This is a genomic window from Nocardioides oceani, assembly GCF_030412965.1.
GTDB classification, from domain to species: Bacteria; Actinomycetota; Actinomycetes; order Propionibacteriales; family Nocardioidaceae; genus Nocardioides; species Nocardioides oceani.
Map to the genome: position 1 here is coordinate 1 of NZ_JAUHJQ010000182.1, position 275 is coordinate 275.

General features: G+C 54.9%; 1 pseudogene. It reads left to right on the plus strand.

Going from position 1 to position 275, the window contains the following annotated elements:
- Positions 1–149 (plus strand): annotated as a pseudogene (locus QWY28_RS23750) (IS1380 family transposase); the annotation flags it as partial.
- Positions 150–275 lie beyond the last annotated feature (126 nt).

The window sequence follows — 275 nt, forward strand, 5'->3', positions numbered from 1 at the left end:
GGGAGAAGCTGGTGAAGATCGGTGCGAAAGTGGTCAGCCATGGCCGCTACGTCACGTTCCAATTAGCCGAGGTTGCCGTGCCGAGAGAACTGTTCCAGAAAATCCTGAGCCTGATTGATGATCTACGACGAAGACCCGTTCCGGCGTAGGCCGAGGAAATCGACGGCCAGGAGAAAGCGACAGGAGAAGTGTGTCTGAATGGTGAGAAAAGTGACCGAATGGCCTTCCAATCGCGGGCCGATTACCAAAATCATGCCATCGGATGGCTGCAAAGG